Below are 16,586 nucleotides of genomic sequence, written 5' to 3'. Positions count from 1 at the left end.
CGATGTGATAGTAGTAGAGCTATGGCTGACCCTTCCGTCTTATCAGAGATGCTAATGCCATTTTGGGTAAGCCTTAAGCTTGCAGGCGTCACTACTTTATGTCTCTTACTGTTCGCGACCCCGCTCGCTTATTGGCTCGCGCGTCCTAGTCGTCATCGCCTTGTCAGTCGTCTCAAAGTCGTTTTGCTAGGCGTTATAGCGATGCCTTTAGTGCTACCGCCGACAGTTATTGGCTTTTATTTATTGCTGCTGATGAGCCCGAACTCGCTCGTTGGTCATTGGCTTAGTGAGCATAACATTCGCACCTTAGTCTTTACCTTTGAGGGCTTAGTCATAGGTTCCATCATTTATTCTTTACCCTTTTATGTCCAGCCTGTCTACGCGCAGTTTTTGCGTATTCCCAAAAGTGTCACCGAAATGGCTCAGCTGCTAGAAGCTAGTCGCCTCAGACGATTTGTCACTATAGCGCTACCGCAAGCACGTATCGGTATTATTTTAGGCAGCTTGATAAGCTTTGCTCATACCATTGGTGAGTTCGGCGTGGTATTGATGATAGGCGGTAGCATCTCAGGCGAGACTAAGGTCATCTCCATCGCTATTTATGAGCAAGTCGAGGCGCTCAACTATGAGACGGCGCATCTGATGGCGGCGGTGCTGGTGATCACGGGGATGCTGATGGTGACTTTGATAGCGAGCGTCAGTAAGTCCATGCAGCGCTAATAATAGCAAGCTTCGGGTCTGTTACTTTTTCTCTAACAAACCTCTGTATCAAGCCCACAAGATAATTACTGAATAATTCTTTGTTCTATGACAGTATAAATTATCACTCATCGATAGTAAGGATCACTTATGTCATTGACTCATAACACTCATTTAAGCCATTTATCCATTCGTAGCAAAACTTGTAGCTGCTCAAAATGCGGCTGTACTAGCGAAGCCACTTGCAGTAAGTGTGATATGTGCGCTAAATGCTGTAGCTGCGGCTCATGATTATCATATGATGATAAGCAAAAAGCGCTTTAGAGTATTTCTCTAGAGCGCTTTTTTGTGCCCTGTTCACGCGATCTTATAATTTGTTATAGTACAAATCACCGAACAGCAACACCAAAAGCCCATAGCTTCTATATTGAGGAGACTTTATGTCTAGCGAACAGCACATTTTAGCTTGTATTGATGGCTCTACCGTCACTCAGTCCGTTTGTAGTTATGCCGCATGGTACGCCGATCGGCTTAATCTAGCGGTAGCGCTACTCAATGTCGTCGATATTCCGGTTTCCTCTAGACGCGACTTATCAGGAACGATAGGAATCGATAGCCGCCAGATATTACTAGAAGAGTTGACGCAGCTAGATGAGCAAAGAGCTAAGGTAGTCAACAGCTATAGCAATGCGCTTATCGAAGATGCAAAAAGCCATATTAATAGCCACTTTGATGTTGAGATAAAAGCTTATAGACGCCGCGGCAAGCTGCTGCCCGCCATTGAACATTTCAACAGTGAAAACCGCGCGATCGTGCTAGGGCGACGCGGAGAGGACCATCAAAATAACCGCGTCAATATCGGTAGTCAAATTGAAACGGTGACCCGCGCTTCCAATAAACCTATCCTCATCTGCTCAGAATCATTCAAGACGCCAAGCTCGTATTTGATTGCTTTTGATGGTAGTAAAACCGCGATAAAAGCGGCGCAGATGGTCGCGGGTAGCAAGCTGTTAAAAGGGCTGAAAGGTTATATTGTGATGGTCGGTAATGATAATGACACGGCAAAAAACAGCTTAGCGGCCGTGACTGAGCAACTAAGCTCATCAGGCTTTACCGTTACTGCTCATCATCTGCCTTACGACGATGTCGTTGAGGGACTGGTTGAATTTCAAACCAATAATGCTATCGATATAATCGTCATCGGCGCTTATGGGCATACGAAGTTTCAACAGCTCTTTATCGGTAGCACAACCACCAAAATGATCACTAAAACCTTGTCGCCTATTCTCTTATTGCGTTAATAGCGACTATAACAGTTGACTAACGCTGCGCTTGAGCGCTTTGAGTACTTGTTGGTATTCTTGACTTTGAGCTTCGGCAACGCTTAAGCGTCCGTAGCGCAGCTGCCGGTAGTGTTTCTTGATCTCCGCTATCTGCTGTTTGCTTAGCTTATTATGGCTCATCTGGCTATTTTGCAAGCGCTCAAGCCAAGCCAAAGCGCCTTCATTATCATGACGCGCTAAAGCTTTATTAGTTTTAGCTACTTTGCTAGAGAGCCTTATTAGCGGTCTATCTGCTGGATGCCATTGTTTACGCCGGCGATACCAGATCATAAAGACTAGTAGGCTTATCACTGCGATAGCGCTTGCTGCTAGCCAAGCGATTTGCTCAGAGATAGAACGAATATTGAACCACTTGAGCAGTGATCCGGCTTGTTTATCTTGATCATAACCGACGACATCTTTTTGCCAATAGTAGCTGGCTTGATCGGATAGCCGTCTTAATGCTTGTAGCATCTGATATTGCTGGTAGCTGACTTGAGCGGCGGCGCCCTCACCGAACAGGCTAGCGCCTCGCGACTGAGTCAGCCCGTCCATCCCCTGCTCGACCCGCTCAGGGGCAACAAATGCTGTCGGGTCGACGCGTACCCAGCCTTGACCCTCAAGCCATACCTCGCTCCAAGCATGCGCGTCCATTTGCCGCACCTCCCAGACGTTACCGCCGCGGCTCATCTCGCCGCCCTGATAGCCTGCGACCACGCGCGCTGGAATGCCTGCAGCGCGCATCATAAAGGTAAAGCTCGAGGAGTAATGCTCACAAAACCCAGCTTTGGTCTCGAATAAGAAGCTATCAATACGGTTCTCATCCAGTGGCGGCGGCGATAAAGTATAGCGAAACTCGGTCTGATTGATCCAATTTTGAATCGCTTGTATATAACGCTGAGGGTCTGATCCTGATTGAGCAAATAGCTGCTTGGCAAGCTTTTGCGTTTGTAGGTTGCCTGCTGCAGGTAGCGTTAGATTAGCCGCACGGCTGACATCATCAAGGATAGGATCAATCTGCATAGGCGCATAGCGTAGCACCTCATAACGCAGCTGCTCACTAACCGGCTCCTCTTTGATTAAGGTAAAATCTGAGGTTAAGCTAATATTTGGGTTTTGAGTAAAGGGATAATCGAGGCCAAACAGCCATTGCTGCTGAGTGGGCTCTAAGGTAATCTCATAGTACTTAGGATCGAGCTTGACCGCATCGCTAGCCGTCGCTAATGATTGCTCAAACCACTTAGGCGGCTTGCGCTTAGGCTGCCATTGCCATTGCTGCTGTATGCGCCGATTGGGACGCCAAGTGACGCCATCAAAATCGCTAAAGACTAAGCCGCGCCAGTACAGCTCACTTTGTACAGGACGAGCTTGCTTAAAATCAACGCGAAAAGCCAGCTCTGTCGATTGACTTAAATTGGCAAAATCGCCTGGTGACATACTGTCAGAGACGCCGGTAGTCGCTTGACTAGAGGACAGCTGCACTGACCATAAAGGCGGCAAGCGTGGGAAAAACAAAAATAGCACGACTAACAAAGGCAGCGCTGATACACCTAATACGCCAAGGGTGCGCATGCGGCCATCACCGCTAGTGTTACTGTCATCATTGAGCGTTATAAAAGCTAACAACACGATAGTAGTAGCTGCGATAGCCTGCAAAGTGGTGACCAGACCCTGATCTAATAAAAACAGGCCTGCGATAACAAATAGCGATAAATTCAGTACCACATACGCGTCACGGCGTTTATAAAGCTCCCATAGTTTACTGACTAAACACAATACTAAAAACCCAACGCCCATGTCTAAGCCAAAAGCCGTACCATAAGTGAGCGATAAGCCAGCTAAGCCCAATAAAAACCCTAGCATCTGCATGACTTGATAAAGACGCTTTAAGCGAGTGAGTTTGAACTTAGATTTGATGCTTGGCAGTTGGGCAATGATAGTGATAAAGGCAAAGCCTATTAACCATAAGGGTAAATAGGCGGCATGAGGGAGGATGACAAACAGCTGCGCGATGAGCACCCAATAATAAGCGGGCAATGACAATAGACGCTGATACCTGTTGCTTATGCTAGCGGACTTATCATTAAGCGGACCATCAGACAAGCTAGTAGACGCTAATTGACCATAAGCCAGTTTCTCAAAGCTTGCGTAGCTATCCTCAATAGCTGTCATCGAAGTACGCGGCACATCTAACTGTGTGCTTGCCTCTGCTTTAGCTGAGTTTGATAGCTTTGCGTTACGCTTAAATAAACTCATGATGCTTGCGCCAACCTTAGTAAGCAAGCTTGCCCGAAGGCTTCACCTTGGCCTATCTCTGCTGTGCTAGGCGCAGCATTTGGCAGTTGTAGCTGAAACGGTACCTCAAGCTCGCTTAAGGCCAGTACGCCATAAGCCAATTGCGCCAGTTTTTGTTCATGAGTTATCGCTGGCATATCCTCATAAGCCAAGCGCTGCTCGTAGCCGATAGGATCAGCAAAGTGCTTAGTAAACATACCTTGCCCGCGCGCCACATGCGCCCAAGAGACTCGCGCTAAGGACTCGCCGGCGACATAGTTATCGAGGCGCTCAAAATCTTCCTGACCTTGGGTAAACTGTCCTCCTGTAGGCAGATCTGCGCTATTTGCACTCAGATATCGCGCTTGCCACTCAAAAGCTTCCGGCTGCGGATATACCCATGCTGAGCGGGCAAAGTAGATATAAGACCAAGCGCGCATAATCCCTAAAGGGTAGACCGTCTTGATGTGTAAACGCGGTAATTCAAGCTTACCGCGGCGGTGAGTTGCAACGGGCAGTCGTATAATTTGCTCATCTTTGAGACGCGGCAGTAGTACTGAGGTTTGCGCGGAGTCTAACGTGCGGTTTGCCGAGCCGTGTTTGGCAAACCCTTTGTCTTGCCAATCAAAACCGATAGACACTTGCCGCCTAGGTTGACGGCTATTACTCAGCAGCTGCAGGGTTACCCAAACCGGCTCGCCTGCCTCTGCCATCGTCACCTCAAGCAAACGCACTTGCAGTCCTGACACATGAGCAAAAGTGACGTGGAAGCTGATGAGCCAGACGCTAATCAAATAAAAGCACAGCCCTAGTACCAAGTTATTGCCGTAATTGACACCAGCAATAAAAGTGATCATAAGTAGCAGTACAAACAGCAACCCTTCGCGGCTAAAGAAGATATAAACATTACGCAAGTTGAGGGTAGCGTTGTCATTTTTAGGGGCGCGTTTAGCAAACCAGCGACTGAACATCGCGGTCAATGGTTGCTTTATGGCCTGAGGTAAGATGGTCATAGTCGCCCTATCACTTGGTCAGGGGTAGTCAAGCTATCAAACAATTACTGCCACTTCGGCCATAATACGCTGAGCGATAGTCGGCGGCGTTTGGCCACTGACTGCATTGGCAGGCACAAAACGCTGCCCTAGCCGGTGATCAGTGACCGCGGCAAACACCGCTTGGATATCTTCTGGCGTCACTTCTTGCTGACCTGAGACATAAGCATAAGCTTGCGCAGCACTTTGCAGTGATAGCACGCCACGCGGCGATAGCCCGTGATAGTCCTGACTGATACGAGTCTTAGCAACCAAACGCTGTAGATAGTCTAAGGAGGCGTCTGCCACATAGACTTGCTGTACGCCTCGGCGCGCCAGTAACACCTCCTCAGTATCAAGTATAGCCGCTAACTGGCTCAACAACTCACGGCGATCTTGCCCACGTAATAGTGCTCGCTCCGCCTCAAGGGAGGGATAACCAAGCGACAAGCACATTAAAAACCGGTCCAATTGCGACTCAGGCAACGGATAGACCCCTGCTTGCTGCAGAGGATTTTGGGTAGCAATGACGAAGAACGGCTTTGGCAAAGGGTATGACTGCCCGTCTTGGGTGACTTGCCGCTCCTCCATGGCTTCGAGTAGCGCGCTTTGGGTCTTAGGACTTGAGCGGTTGATCTCGTCAGCTAATAATAACTGAGTAAATATCGGCCCGGGTCTAAATTCAAAAGCCATTTTTCCTTGATCATAGAGCGTCATACCTAAGATATCGGCAGGTAGCATATCATTAGTGAATTGCACGCGACTAAAGCTCAAGCCTAACAACTGCGCCAATCCTTGTGCTAGGGTAGTCTTACCCATACCAGGCAGATCTTGTAGCAGCAAATGCCCACCAGCCAGTACGCAGCTAAGTGCTAGTTTGAGTACTTGTGGTTTATCCAGGACCACCTTGTTCAACTGCACGAGCAAATGAGCGATTTGTTGCTGATTGCGCTCATAGTTATCAGCTGTTGCATTTACGGACAAAGGGGCTACTTTTACAGTCATAGGCTTAGCATCATAAGTTTGTATTATAAAAGGCTACTATCTAAAGGTGTCAGTTGGCTAAGAGTAACCGCTAGGCTTAGGGTTGAAAGTCAGCGGCAGGCTGATCCTCGTCTATTATATCAATAGGCTCATTACTCATTTGGTCAGTCTGATTGTCTGTTATGTTTGTATCCGCATCCGTTGATGCTGCAGGAGCGCGTAGCGTCGATAAATAGGCGATAACATCAGCACGTTCGCTGGCATCAGGCATCGGGTCCGCAAGCATTTTTGATTCAGGCATGGCTGTTTCGACATCTGCAATATAAGGATCGAGCGTCTCAGCATCCCATACCCAGCCCGAGGTTTTAAGACCTTCGCTATAATCATAATCAGCTAGCTGGGCTGCCTCAGCTCCGTAAATATTCATGAGCTGTGGGCCTTTTTTATTCAGCCCTGGAGTGAGCTGATGGCATTGCCCACAAGCGTCTTGGTAGATCAGAGCGCCGTTATCTGCATCTCCTTGCTCGTATATCGGCAGAGTCACCGCAGCACGGCTATCGGGCGGGATACGCTCACCACACGCACTGAGTAAAATGACAGCAGTAAAGATAAAACCTATTTGACGCATAACCATAGACATGTTGACAAAAACTTCTTTTAATAAAAAACGACATTATTGGCCCTCTATGCTAACAAAACCACTGTTAGTAAACGGCCTTAGAAAACAATTACACCGCGTTTAGACCACATTTATACTGCGGCTTGGCTCTTCTAAGTAGTAGCCTTGCAGATACCGTGCTCCGACGCTCCAAGACACCGACATAGTAGCGGCATCTTCGATGTAAGGCATTAACACATCGACATTGATCTTATTCACTTCGGTGATTAACGATTTTATGGCGTCCAAGTTATTATCAGTATGAATATCGGTGACGTAGCTTTGCGCGATACGTATCATGTGCGGTTGTACGAATTCAGCGGTATCGAGAGACTTCGTAGTACTACCAAAGTTATTAATACACAGTCGGCAGTTGACTTGGTTTAGTGCCGCAAACTGAGATTTTGCTATCGTTAGATGGTTGCGAATATCTTGCTCATTGAACTGTATGGTTAACGCACCTGCTGGACCCCCTACGGCTTTGATAATTTGGCTGGCTACGCTTGCAAGTTTTTTATCGACCAATGACGCACTGGTTAATTGCACTAAGAGCCGCGCTTCTGGATGCGACTTACGCACCTCGCTTAGCTGTTTAAAGGCATTGATCAGTACCCAGCGGTCTATCCTCTCAAGTAGATTATGTGATTTGGCTACTGATAAAAACTGATTTGGGGTGAGCACGGTATTTTCAGCATCCCCCAGTGGCAAGCGCAAATAAACCTCAAAAAAATCGCTGCGATCAAAAGTGATATCATAGATGGGCTGAAACATCAGCTCAAAGCGATTATTAGTAATCGCATTGACTAGATATTCAGCTAAAGCATTATCATCTTCGCTCACATGTTTACTTAGATCATAGAAATGATAAGCATCGCCCTGATTACTAGTCTCTATACCAATATGATTGATAGCTTCCAGCGCGCGCTCTAGTAACACCTTAGGTGCAGGAGCGTTTTGATCGATTTTTACCACCCCAATACTCGCAGTAGTGCTCATCGTCCGTTTACCTACGTTGATGAGCATCTCACTAATTTTTAAACGTATATGCTCAGCTAGGTCTTTAAGCGCTTGGGTTGAGATATCATTAGCAAGTATAGTAAACGAGGTGTCACTAAAGCGGCTAACCGGATAATCGGTAACGGTTTCATCGAGCAGCGCGGCGACTTGCTTGACGGTAGCATCCACTCCCTCTAACCCCAAACTACTGCTAATCCTACCGGTGTTATCTAGCTGAATATATAACAGCCCCGCGTGGCCCTTGTTATTTAGGACTTGCTGATGCAAGCTCTCAAGCCGCTCCTCAAAACCGCGGCGGTTACTTAATCCAGTCAAGCTATCTAACCGCTCTGCCGCCGCCAACTGTTTATCGATCTCAGCGCTACTTGGGCCACTTTGCTGAATAATAATCTGCGTCACAGGCTCGCCCTCGAAGGTTGCGGTAGCCAGTTGCAGTTTGACTTCAAAGACGTCGCCGTCTTTCGTTTTACTGTTGGAGTTGAATTCGACTTGTTCGCGATTGCCTTTATCAAACTGGCGCAAAAACTGTTTGAAGTCTTTGACATTGTCAGACCCAGCTATCAAGTCGATAACAGGCAAGCCGATAATATCGTTCATCGACTCAAAGTTGAACATCTTGAGATAGGAATCGTTAGCGAAAATATGGATCCCTTGATCGATATAAGCGACCGCGCTTTTGGAGTTCTTTATCAGCAGATTAGCGCGTTGCTCCGACTCAGTCAGCACTTGTTGTAAAGTACCAACCTGTCGGCGGGTACGCAAATTGGCGTGCAACAAGCGAATCGCCATGACCACTTGCGTCTCGCGATCGGCTACTAATGCCTTAATCATGGTACCATCGATAATCACCGGCAACCCATCTTGATTGCGACCATTGTCTGCAAGCTCATCACTCATTAGACCAATGATAGGCAGATCAATATTATGCTCTTGAATAATAGCCACGACATCAGTGAAGCTTAGATCATAAGCGCTACCAAACACTAGCACATCCCAGCTATAGCGTAATGACTTGAGCAGCTCCTCTTTATCATCCAAAAACCCTAAATTTACCTCAGCATAGTAGGATTTTAATAAATTTATCAAACCCTCAGCATATAGCTGATCATCGTCTATGACTAATAAATTCAGAGTAGTATTGGTTCGCATAAAAATCCTCATAAATCTTACAATGGCAATCGAGGTACTTGGTTCTGTGTGACTAGATAAGATCTGACTAGTCGCCATTTATGGCATCAGATGCTAATACTAGCATAACTAAATATGAATAAGCATAAAATCATATTAGCTAAAGCGTTCAAACATATAGCCTTTATCAGGGTTTATAGAGGTCAATCGGCACCTTAAACGCTCTATTGGGCAACTCGCGTACCAGCTTGGGGACTAAATAACCAGGAAGCCGCTCTAATAGTTGCCAATAAAGCGCGATAGCGGCATCTTTATCACTATCGAAATGAGCGCCTCCGGCCACTTTGTCCAATAAATGTAGATAATAAGGCAGCACCCCCGCGGCAAAGAGGCGCTGACTCAGTGCCACTTGCGTGTCTACATCATCGTTGATATCTCGCAGCAGTACGGTCTGATTGAGTAAGGTAATACCCGCTGCGCGCGCCCGTTGTAAGTGCTGTGCGGTGGTTTCATCTATCTCATTGGCATGATTGCAATGGATAACCATGACGATCTGACAACGGCTCTTCGCCAATCTATCTAGCAGATCGGTGTCTAAGCGCTCAGGAATAACTAGCGGTAGACGCGTATGTAGCCTTATCGTCGTTAGCTGCGGTAGCGCCTCTAAAAGATCCAACCAATGAAAGAGTCGACGGTTTGAAACGCTTAATGGATCACCACCACTCAAGATCACCTCATTGATCTCAGGATGCTCATGGATATAGCGGATAATAGCATCTTGCGCCGACGCTTTTGGTAGGTTACTTTGATAATCAAAATGCTGACGAAAACAATAACGACAATGAATAGCGCAGGCTCCGGTCACCGTCAGTAAGACTCGAGACTGGTACTTATGTAGCAGGCCGGTCAGCGGATTTTGTGAATTTTCAGCTAAAGGGTCTGCGACATAGCCCGTCACGGCTATTTGCTCTCTTTGATCCGGTAGTATTTGTCTAAGCAGAGGATCGTTGGCGTCGCCTACGTGCATCTTTGCTACAAAAGCGCGAGGCACTCGTAGCTCAAAATGAGTTGGCACATAAATCTGAGAGCTTAGCGATTCAAGTTTTAATATCGCTAATAACTCATCAATAGAGGTTATGGCCTCGGATAATTGAGTTTGCCAGTTTTTTTGTAGGATTAAATGGTTTATCATAACACCCTAATACTTTATGCCCAAAAGTCGCCATTATACGCTTATCACTGTGGCGCGCTAGTAACCTAGCAAAATATAGCGATCATAATTACTGTATATGGTTACTTATCTATTTGTGCCTATATTATTATCCCTTATCTATTTGCGCCTATATTATCTATTCGTGCCTATATATTGTTACTATAGCCCAATCACTTAAACAAGACAGTGCTACTAGGAGTTTGTTGTTATGGCAAGTTTTTCTACTAATGAATTTAAAGCCGGTCTAAAGGTCATGCTCGATGGCAACCCTTGTGCCATTATGGAAAATGAATTCGTCAAACCCGGTAAAGGACAGGCGTTCAACCGCGTCAAGCTACGTAACCTACGTAGTGGTAAGGTACTTGAGCAAACGTTTAAATCAGGAGATAGCTTAGAAGCCGCTGACGTTATCGATACGGAGATGGATTATCTGTATACTGATGGTGAATTTTGGCACTTTATGGACTCTGAGAGCTTTGAGCAGATCCAAGCGGATAAAGCTGCGATGGGCGACACCCCGCAGTGGTTAAAAGAAAATAGCAACGCCACTTGTGTGATCACGCTGTTCAATGGCGTGCCATTATCTATCACGCCGCCGAACTTTGTAGAACTACAGATCACTGAAACCGATCCGGGCGTTCGTGGCGACACTTCTGGCGGCGGCGGCAAACCTGCAACTTTAGAGACTGGCGCTGTCGTACGCGTACCCTTATTTGTGCAACAAGGTGAAGTGGTACGGGTTGATACTCGTACTGGTGACTATCAGACTCGCGTTAGTTAATTTACTATCGTCTTGATGAGAGTAAAAATAAAAAGTCTTAATCGCCATTTCGATTAAGACTTTTTGGTTTTAGGTTTGCATTTAACTTTATGCATTAACGGACTGTCTGTACATTAGCCAATACTGAACCAAAGCATTTAGCTGCTCTTTTTTGAAAGGCTTACTACAGTAGTCTTGCATACCCACTTGTAGATATTTTTCGCGCTCGCCGTCCATAGCATTGGCAGTTAGGGCAATAATAGGCGGCAAGTCGTCGCTATCGAACATCTCTTGCAGCTTGATCGTCGCCTGCATTCCATCCATGATAGGCATATGATGATCCATCAAAATCACATCGTAACGTTTGGGGTTTGCGATAAACTCGTCAATAGCTTTTTGGCCATCAGTGACGTGCGTGACCTCATGGCCGCTACTGCGCAAAGCTTTTAGAGCTATCATCGCATTGACATTATCATCCTCAACCAACAATACATGTCCATTGTAATGCCATTCAGGCTCGATATCGATATGATTGGCTTGTTGCCAAGCAGCATACTGCGGCTTATCAATCACCTTTAAGGGAAGCAATAACTTAAAGGTGGTACCTTCACCGACGATACTATCTGCCCAAATATGACCGCCCATTAGCGCCACTAGTGATTTACAGACTGACAACCCAAGTCCGGTACCACCATATAACCGATGCGTTGATTTGTCCGCCTGATTGTAGGCGTCAAAGATCGCATTCAGCGACTCCGCTTTTATCCCCACTCCAGTATCTGAGACGGTAATACAAAAATTCATATCGTCATAGTCAATAGGGTTATCAATAGCATCCAATACTTCTCTTTGAGCGTTAAACGCCTCAAAATCGCAATCTTTGGATTGTCTAACATCAAAGACAATGTGCCCGCCCTCGCGAGTGAACTTAATAGCATTACTGATCAGATTAGAAAAAATCTGTTTAAGGCGTACTGGATCGCCTTCTACATAAGAGTTTAGATCATCATCGTAGTGGTATTCTAAAGTCAATCCGCGCTGAGTGGCTTTGGTATTAAATAAAGCTACTACTTCATTGCAGATAGTGGCTAAGCTCATCGGTACCGTATCAATGACCATTTTACCGGCCTCAACTTTCGATAAGTCCAAAATACCGTTGATAATGACCAGTAGGTGATCTGCCGATACTTTTATATTATCGACATAGTTTTTTTGCTCAGGACTCAAAGCTGTCTCATCAAGCATATCGACCATACCGATGATGCCGTTCATAGGGGTGCGGATCTCATGGCTCATATTCGCCAAAAAATCTGACTTCATATCGTTGGCATATTTGGCAAGGCGTTGTTTTTTTTGTAGCTGCAGCGCATCGGCTGCCATCTGAGCAAACTGCGTTAAGTGCTTGGCTTGCTCTTCGCTAAAGTCATAATGTGGCTTGGTATCCATAAGGCACAAGGAGCCTAAACGATAGATATGGTTATCTTCGTGCAAGATAATAGGCGCGCCCGCATAAAAGCGTAAATTGGGATCGGTAGTGACTAAGCTATTATCAATAAAACGCTCATCTACCGATAAATCGGCAACAACAAACACTTCATCAGAGAGCACGGTATAATTACAAACCGCCACGCCACGAGTGGTAGCGCAAGTATCGCCAATCCCGCGAGCTGACTTTAAATACTGGGTGTCTTCATCCATAAAAGTAATGGCGACTATAGGCATGTCAAAGAAGGTCTTAACCAAGTCAGAGAGGCGCTCAAAAGTCGGTTCAACGTTAGTGTTGAGGACTTGATACTCCTGTAGCTTAGCGATGCGTGCTTTTTCATCTTTTGCTCGTGGATAAGTGGACACTGCCTTCTCCAAAACGATTATAAAGTAGCCGCTGTCGCAGCCGCTTGTTTGCTTAGTATAAGCAGAGTCTCACTTACCATAACCATAGCAAGCACCGAGGTCACCGCCACTGCCGAACCGTAACCGCCACAGTTCAAACCAGCGGACTGACTCATCTTTTCGACGCGCGGCGGCTCAGTTGAATAGACACATTTAATACCGAATTTTTCTTTCATTTGGCTGTTGATGCCTTTTTCATGACGTAGCTTGTTACGTAGTCTCGCCAGTAAAGGATCTTGATAGCTGTCTTTTAAGTCGCTAACCGTAATTTGGCGCGGATCTATTTTGCCGCCTGCCCCGCCTGCACAGATAAGCTTCAACTTATTAAAGCGGCAATGCAAAGCGATAGCGAGCTTAGCACTCATATCATCGACGCAATCTAAAATAATAATCGGCCGATTCTGCACCAAAGCTTGCTTAGCTGCGGCGCGGTCAGGTAATAACTGCGCGACATTATCAGGCGTCAAAAAGTCATCAACTAAATGCAGCTCTATGTTTGGATTAATCTCACGCATACGCGCGCCCATAGTCTCAATCTTACTCTGACCAAAGCTGCTGTCAAGCGCTGGCAGTTGCCGATTGACATTGGAGGCGACCAATACGTCTAAATCGACTAACGTAACACAGCCGACAGCGGTTCGTGCTAAAGCCTCGGCCACCCAAGAGCCGACTCCGCCAACACCAATCACATAGACGTGTGCGGCTGCAAAGCTAGCAAAAGCATCGCCGCCATATAGCTTTTGAGTACCCTGAAAACGGCGCTGATATTGACTATCATCAGTCGTAGTTGCCGTTATCTCAGATAGCTCGCTATCGGCGACTGTGCTATCCGTTACGGTTATAGTGGATTGATCTTTCATTCATTAACACTCTATTTATTAAGGCTATTTATTGACGCTATAGTTACTAAGACTCTGTTTACTGACCTTGCTGATAGCGATAATAAAGGGTCTGTACTGTTTGTAGTGCCAATTCATTGCGCCGTAGTAGGCTCCCCAGTACTAGAAACAGCACTAGAATCAGGGCTAGGATAAGACCAAGACTGACCTAAACTATCGATGCTATTTTGCCACAGTTGCTGAGCAAGTTTTGCCTTGTCTACTGCCAGTAGTTCGCTTAAGCTCGCTAGCACAAGGGGTAAATTAGCGGGCACATTGCGATTATGACTGTCACTGCCCTTATCACCCTCCCAAACATCGTCTGGGCTTTGACCTTGGTTCTTACCTAAAGCTGAGGCGTTATCGTTAGAGGTCTGACAGCTAATTGGTGTCATATCTGGGCAGTCGGTCTCTATCACTAAGCAGTCGATACCATACTCAGCAACAGCGACTTGTAGCGCGCGGCGGAGCTTTTTGGCATTGGGGTTGGTCACTTGTCCGGTCACGCCAAGCTTGAAACCGAGCTTCACAAAAGCCTTAGCTTCTTGCTCACCGCCGCTGAAACTATGGGCAATACCGCCTAAGGTTTTTGCATCATAAGCGTGCTCCTTTAATATTGCTAAAGCCTCAGCATGAGCCTTACGAATATGTAGCATCACGGGTAACTGATGCGCCACCGCCATATCAAGCTGAGCGCTAAAAAAGCGCTGCTGCTTAGCAAAGACCTCAGGCTCTTTCATCTGAGCAGTAAAAGTATCAAGCCCAATCTCGCCAATGGCGAGAGGACGCTGCTTGTCTAGCATGTCTGCCATTGAGTCTAGGTGTGCTTCGGTATGCTGCTCTATATAGAAAGGATGTAGTCCTAGCGCAATATGAGCTGCCGGTATAGAGCTGGCATCGATGTTTGCTAAATCAGCTTCGTTGCTTGCAAATTTACGCTTATCAAAAAACTGCTGAACGTCATAAAGCCGGTCAAAGTGCCGATATAGATAGCCCACTAGCACTAAATGCTCGACTCCACTCTGATGAGCGCGCTGTGCTTGTCGCGCTCTATCTTTATCGAACACAGGAGCATCAAAATGGGTATGCGTATCAATTAAAGGGTAACGAACAATGTCTTTATTATTCGTGAGCGACTGACTGCTATCAGCCATAAAAAGCCTCCTTACACTAGCTTATTACTATCACTAATCTGCGATTATTTAGCAAGGCGAGTTTGTATTAATATCACTATTATTTTTAGTATATGTTGTAGGGGTATAATCATTAGTAGATTGGACTGGCCTGCTATCTTTTAGTTAATGCTTAAGATGACGTCATACTCGTTGAAAGTGTCACCATATAACTGGGCTTCACGATACCTTTTAGCTGAGTGAACGGAACCACGAAATCCACCGCCTGCAGCTGAGTATTGAGCAGCTCTCCAGATTGATAGACTAAATGTAGCCCCTGCTGATCGATATACCACTGCTCAGATAAGCGTAGCGGCCACTCTTCTAGGTACTGCTGCTCAATACCTTGCTTAGCGAGCCATTGTTTTTTGACGGTATTAAAAGCCGATAGTAGCTTTTGGGTATCGGCGTCTGGTAATAAGATATCCTCTACGGTCAATTGCAGCTTTTTTTGCATATCTAGCATGACGTAGTCGCGATGCCCTTGCTGATGATCCTCGCTGCGCTGCTGAGTCGATTTGACTACCAGATAACCCGTCATCACCTCCCTATTCATCTTGCTAGAGCTCGCTGCAACATTATCAGCATTTAAGCCTTGATTAAGGACTAAGTCGGTATCGAGACGTTGATATTTGGGCTGCGAGCTGACTCCTTCGCTGCGAAACTCTATTTGTTTTAACAGTGCTGATACTGAGTCTCTCGCCACTTGTTGTTGACTGGTAAAAGGCGTGTCTGGTGATAAGGTTCTGGCAACCGTCTGCCACATGATATTGGCAAGCCAAGGCTGAGGCGGCGTAAACGCTAATGTATTGAGTTCCAAATACTGACAGCTCGTTTGCTGGGCATCGCAGTCAGGTTGGCGCGCGATGGCTTGTTGTTTACTGATATTAACGGGGGGCGCTTGTTTATGGCTTGTCTTGTCTAGAGCGTTAGTGGTGCTAGCAGTGCTAGACTGGGAGGATTTATCATTCTCTATTGTGCTACGCGTACCGATTTCATTAGCTGCTTCCTCTTCCGCTTGCTGCTCGAACATCGACTCAGGTTGCGGCGCGCAGCCCAATAAAACATTGCTCCCCAATACAACCACTGTCGCCATCAATATTGTTTCCATCACGACAAATCCCCTAGAAAAGAACATCAAGGAGATGGCGGAAGCGTTTACATGTATGGATGCGTCGTTATGGCGTCTCATGAAGTCAGCTATAGTAAAGAACTGGTTAAAATAATAACACAGTGCCTATCTAGATTACGTAGTGATAATTTTAACGCTGATCAGCTTGTATGTAATAACGGCTCAGGACAGTGCTTCGCATGATGCCAAGTTAATGCGCATCGTTTTCATTGAGCGTCGTTTGTTTGCTCTGCGTGTCATTAGCATTTTTATCAGAGGCGCGATTATGATCATTGAAGTGACGGTTCGCGATCGGTCGCGTCTGCCGACTGCTACGCCGAGGTATCAAGAGTAAAGCGCTACCGACAAGGCTTAAGGTCAGCCATTTTTTCTTATTCATAACACTCCTTTGTGACGGTCACTAAGGTTATAACTTATAACCACTCTTA

Annotated in this window: 14 protein-coding genes; 3 read left to right on the top strand and 11 right to left on the bottom strand. The window is 46.3% G+C overall.

Annotated features, from left to right (window positions below; genetic code table 11):
• The first annotated feature begins 21 nt into the window (after nucleotides 1-21).
• The gene (gene modB, locus ACS8FD_RS02750; RefSeq protein ID WP_439274344.1) at nucleotides 22-720 is read left to right on the top strand and encodes a molybdate ABC transporter permease subunit; all 699 of its coding nucleotides are present in this window, start codon (nucleotides 22-24) and stop codon (nucleotides 718-720) included.
• Between the two features lie 419 nt (nucleotides 721-1,139).
• Nucleotides 1,140-2,000 carry a universal stress protein gene (locus ACS8FD_RS02745; RefSeq protein WP_439274343.1) on the top strand — a complete coding sequence of 287 codons (861 nt, stop codon included), beginning with the start codon at nucleotides 1,140-1,142 and terminating at the stop codon, nucleotides 1,998-2,000.
• Nucleotides 2,001-2,006: 6 nt separating this feature from the next.
• Here ACS8FD_RS02745 and ACS8FD_RS02740 read toward each other — a convergent pair whose 3' ends face one another.
• The 6 genes from ACS8FD_RS02740 to epmB form a co-directional block, all read right to left on the bottom strand.
• Nucleotides 2,007-4,277 (bottom strand): transglutaminase family protein, encoded by a 2,271-nt coding sequence (locus ACS8FD_RS02740; protein ID WP_439274342.1) that lies wholly within the window; start codon nucleotides 4,275-4,277, stop codon nucleotides 2,007-2,009.
• Complete coding sequence (locus ACS8FD_RS02735) at nucleotides 4,274-5,308, bottom strand: DUF58 domain-containing protein (RefSeq protein WP_439274341.1); 1,035 nt, start codon at nucleotides 5,306-5,308, stop codon at nucleotides 4,274-4,276. Before ACS8FD_RS02735 ends, ACS8FD_RS02740 begins: the two co-directional genes overlap by 4 nt.
• Nucleotides 5,309-5,344: 36 nt before the next feature.
• Nucleotides 5,345-6,331 (bottom strand): AAA family ATPase, encoded by a 987-nt coding sequence (locus tag ACS8FD_RS02730; RefSeq protein ID WP_439274340.1) that lies wholly within the window; start codon nucleotides 6,329-6,331, stop codon nucleotides 5,345-5,347.
• Between the two features lie 76 nt (nucleotides 6,332-6,407).
• The gene (locus ACS8FD_RS02725) at nucleotides 6,408-6,950 is read right to left on the bottom strand and encodes a c-type cytochrome (protein ID WP_439274339.1); all 543 of its coding nucleotides are present in this window, start codon (nucleotides 6,948-6,950) and stop codon (nucleotides 6,408-6,410) included.
• A 99-nt stretch (nucleotides 6,951-7,049) separates the two neighbouring features.
• Nucleotides 7,050-9,134, bottom strand: a complete 2,085-nt coding sequence (locus ACS8FD_RS02720; protein WP_439274338.1) for an EAL domain-containing protein — start codon at nucleotides 9,132-9,134, stop codon at nucleotides 7,050-7,052.
• A 166-nt stretch (nucleotides 9,135-9,300) separates the two neighbouring features.
• Complete coding sequence (epmB, locus tag ACS8FD_RS02715; protein ID WP_439274337.1) at nucleotides 9,301-10,305, bottom strand: EF-P beta-lysylation protein EpmB; 1,005 nt, start codon at nucleotides 10,303-10,305, stop codon at nucleotides 9,301-9,303.
• 229 nt (nucleotides 10,306-10,534) lie between these two features.
• Here epmB and efp point away from each other — a divergent pair, with 229 nt between their 5' ends.
• Nucleotides 10,535-11,107: an elongation factor P gene (gene efp, locus ACS8FD_RS02710; RefSeq protein ID WP_439274336.1), complete on the top strand. Its 573-nt coding sequence runs from the start codon at nucleotides 10,535-10,537 to the stop codon at nucleotides 11,105-11,107.
• A gap of 87 nt (nucleotides 11,108-11,194) precedes the next feature.
• On the opposite strand, the gene ACS8FD_RS02705 is transcribed toward efp, so the two are convergent.
• The 5 genes from ACS8FD_RS02705 to ACS8FD_RS02685 form a co-directional block, all read right to left on the bottom strand.
• Entirely contained in the window at nucleotides 11,195-12,937 is a 1,743-nt protein-coding gene (locus ACS8FD_RS02705) for a GAF domain-containing hybrid sensor histidine kinase/response regulator (protein WP_439274335.1), read from the bottom strand.
• A 17-nt stretch (nucleotides 12,938-12,954) separates the two neighbouring features.
• Nucleotides 12,955-13,836, bottom strand: a complete 882-nt coding sequence (locus ACS8FD_RS02700) for a tRNA threonylcarbamoyladenosine dehydratase (protein WP_439274334.1) — start codon at nucleotides 13,834-13,836, stop codon at nucleotides 12,955-12,957.
• Nucleotides 13,837-13,949: 113 nt separating this feature from the next.
• On the bottom strand, nucleotides 13,950-15,008 hold the full coding sequence (locus ACS8FD_RS02695) for a TatD family hydrolase (RefSeq protein WP_439274333.1): 1,059 nt from the start codon (nucleotides 15,006-15,008) through the stop codon (nucleotides 13,950-13,952).
• Nucleotides 15,009-15,159: 151 nt separating this feature from the next.
• Nucleotides 15,160-16,218, bottom strand: a complete 1,059-nt coding sequence (locus ACS8FD_RS02690) for a hypothetical protein (protein WP_439274332.1) — start codon at nucleotides 16,216-16,218, stop codon at nucleotides 15,160-15,162.
• A gap of 130 nt (nucleotides 16,219-16,348) precedes the next feature.
• Nucleotides 16,349-16,537 (bottom strand): hypothetical protein, encoded by a 189-nt coding sequence (locus tag ACS8FD_RS02685; RefSeq protein ID WP_439274331.1) that lies wholly within the window; start codon nucleotides 16,535-16,537, stop codon nucleotides 16,349-16,351.
• Between the last annotated feature and the right edge of the window lie 49 nt (nucleotides 16,538-16,586).

The organism is Psychrobacter sp. 1U2, from assembly GCF_051847575.1.
The sequence above is the reverse complement of the archived record's forward strand: the minus strand, read 5'-3'. Positions and strand labels throughout refer to the sequence as shown.